This is a genomic window from Rhodoblastus sp., from assembly GCF_052145335.1.
GTDB lineage: Bacteria > Pseudomonadota > Alphaproteobacteria > Rhizobiales > Beijerinckiaceae > Rhodoblastus.
Genome location: NZ_JBKQOU010000359.1, coordinates 1 through 3134, shown reverse-complemented (window position 1 = coordinate 3134; position 3134 = coordinate 1). Strand labels below are relative to the sequence as shown.

The window sequence follows — 3134 nt, the reverse complement described above, 5'->3', positions numbered from 1 at the left end:
GCATAGGCTTCGCGCAGGAACTCGGGATTGTAGACCAGTTCGATACTGCGGAAATCCTTGCCGAGCGTAGACTCGAAAATTGGCCGGATCAGTTCTTCGATCGTGCCGGGACGGATCGTCGAGCGATAGACCACGGTCAGCGGAACTTCGCGCCGGGGATCGACGGAGGCGGCGATCTGCCGAGATACTTCGGCGATATAGGTCATGTTGTGCGAGCCATCGACGCCGCTCGGCGTGCCGACGCAGACGATGGCCATATCGCATTCACCGAGTTGGCGCGAACCATCGGTGGCGCAATGCAGCAGGCCGCCCGCGACCGCCTTGGCAAGCAGGTCTTCAAGCCCGGGTTCCTGGATCGGCGACCTGCCGGAATTGGCTTCCTTGACCTTGTGCTCGCTGATGTCGACGCCGAGCACCGAATGTCCCTCGGACGTCAGACAGGCGGCCGCGGTGAGACCGACGTAGCCCAAACCGTAGATTGCAATTTTCATCGACAGCTCGCATCGGGTTGGATCAGACCGTTGTTTCAGCGTTTTCTGGCTCAATCCTGACAAGGCCGATTGGCGGGCGGCGGGAGCGCAGCATCCATCCCTAGTCTGGAAATTCCTAAAAAATCCGAAATTTCAGTAGCTAAGCTTCGCAGGACATAAATTGAACCGCCGCTCGACACAAGCCCCGCGTTTTTTCGCAGCGGCATAAAATCCTCCCCTGCGCGGCGGCCCCGGCGGTTTGCCGGTAAATTTGGCCAAGAGCCGAGAAAACGCCTTCCGCCTGTCGCCCGGTCGTGCTCAAATCGCCGAAAGCGCATCCTGTCGTCAAAAGAACGGGAGCGAAGGAGGGAATGATGATCTTCGTTATCGTCCGATATACGCTCGTCGGCGCGCTGGCCGTCTTCCCATGAGCCCAATCGCCTGCCGTTTGCGGACCGCGGTTAAGGCGGTCCCGCGCCCGCGCCAGTCGCGACCGTTTTCGAAATGATCCGCGCTTTCGGTCAGGCGCTACGGCCGTTGTTCATTTTCGCAAGGGGAGACACATGCCCAACCATCCCGCGCTGCCTTATCTCAAGACTTCCGAACTGGGCAAGATCGTTTCGGCCGCGGACGCGGTCAGGCTGATCCAGGATGGCGACACCATCGCCACGGGCGGCTTCGTCGGCATCGGCTTTGCCGAGGAAATCGCCATGGCGCTGGAAGCGCGTTTTCTCAAATACAGCGATGACGAGCCCGAACTGAACGGGTCGCCGCGCGACCTGACACTGGTTTACGCGGCGGGGCAGGGCGACGGCAAGGAACGCGGCCTCAACCATTTCGCCCATGAAGGCCTGGTCAAGAAAATCATCGGCGGCCATTGGGGCCTCGCGCCGAAACTGCAGAGCCTCGCGACCTCGAACCAGGTCGAGGCCTATAATTTGCCGCAGGGCGTGATCTCGCACCTGTTCCGCGACATCGCCGCCCACCGGCCCGGCCATATCAGCGCCGTCGGATTGGGCACTTTCGTCGATCCGCGCAACGGCGGCGGCAAGCTCAACGAGCGGACCACCGAGGATCTCGTGCAACTGATGATGATCGACGGAAAGGAATATCTATTCTATCGCGCCTTCCCGATCGACGTCGGCATCATTCGCGCCACCACCGGCGACGCCGACGGCAACTTGACCATGGAGAAAGAGGCGCTGACCCTGGAATCGCTGGCCATCGCCATGGCGGCGCGCAATTCCGGCGGTATTGTCATCGCCCAGGTCGAGCGGGTCGCCGACAGCGGCAGCCTCAACCCGCGCCAGGTGAAAATACCCGGCATTTTCGTCGATTGCGTCGTCGTGGCGAAACCGGAAAACCACTGGCAAACCTTCGCTACGCAATACAATCCCGGCTATAGCGCGGAAATCCGGGTTCGCGCGGGCGCTTTGCCGGTGATGCCGATGTGCGAACGCAAGATCATCGCCCGACGCGCGGCTTTGGAACTCCAGGCCAACAGCGTCATCAATCTCGGCATCGGCATGCCGGAAGGCGTCTCCTCCGTCGGCAATGAGGAAAAGATCATCGATCTGATCACCATGACCGCCGAGCCCGGCGTGATCAGCGGCATTCCGGCCAGCGGCGCGAATTTCGGCGCGGCGATCAATACCCAGGCGGTGATCGACCAACCCTATCAGTTCGACTTTTACGACGGCGGCGGTCTCGATCTCGCCATTCTCGGGCTGGCGCAGGCCGACCGGCACGGCAATCTCAACGTTTCGAAATTCGGCCCGCGCCTGGCCGGCGCAGGCGGCTTCATCAACATCAGCCAGAACGCCAAGGAGGTGGTTTTCGTCGGCACTTTCACCGCCGGCAATCTGGAAGTGGCGCTGAACGACGGCAAGCTGTCAATCGTGACGGAAGGCAGGGCGCGTAAATTCGTGGAGGAGGTCGAACACCGCACCTTTTCCGGCGAATTCGCCTTTGCGCGGCGCCAGCCCGTGCTTTATGTCACCGAGCGCTGCGTCTTCGCCCTGCGCGAAAACGGCGTCGAATTGATTGAAATCGCCCCCGGCGTCGATGTCGAGCGCGATATTCTGGCGCAGATGGATTTCAAGCCGATCATCGACCGCGACCCGGCGTTGATGGACGCGCGGATTTTCCTCGACAAGCCTATGGGGCTGCGCGACGACCTGCTCAGCCTGCCGCTGGAACAAAGATTCACCTGGGATGCGAAAAAGGGCGTGTTCTTCGTCAATCTGGAGCGCTATTCGGTGCGCACCGTCGCCGATATCGAAAAGATCAGGGCTTTGGTGGAATCGCGGCTCGGCCCACTCGGACACAAGGTCAAGGCGGTGGTCAATTACGACAAATTCACCATCGCGCCGGAATTGCTGGACGAGTATTCCGACATGGTGCGAAGGCTGATGGACACCCACTATTCCGACGTCACCCGCTACACCACCAGCGGTTTTTTGCGCGTAAAACTCGGCGCGGCGCTGAGCAGGCGCGGCGTCGCGCCTCATATTTACGAAAGCGCGGAGGAGGCGGCCCAGTCGTGAGCGGCCTCGTGTTCTAGGCTGTTCGACCGGGTTGAGCCAGCGGCGCTAGTCGGCTTATCTGGACCCTTGATTCACGAGAAGCGACGGATTGCGGGCATGAATGCGGAAGCGGAAGTTC

At 60.9% G+C, this 3134-nt stretch carries 1 protein-coding gene and 1 pseudogene; one reads left to right on the top strand and one right to left on the bottom strand.

Features of this window, described 5'->3' with window-relative positions:
• Window positions 1–491: pseudogene (locus ACLP2E_RS21440) on the bottom strand (nucleotide sugar dehydrogenase); the annotation flags it as partial.
• 542 nt (window positions 492–1033) lie between these two features.
• On the opposite strand from ACLP2E_RS21440, the gene ACLP2E_RS21435 reads away from it, so the two are divergent.
• Entirely contained in the window at window positions 1034–3016 is a 1983-nt protein-coding gene (locus tag ACLP2E_RS21435) for an acyl CoA:acetate/3-ketoacid CoA transferase (RefSeq protein WP_442467069.1), read from the top strand.
• Window positions 3017–3134: the final 118 nt, after the last annotated feature.

Coding starts and splice junctions, on each gene's coding strand:
- ACLP2E_RS21435 (WP_442467069.1), top strand. CDS start 1,034: ATGCCCAACCATCCCGCGCTGCCTTATCTCAAGACTTCCGAACTGGGC.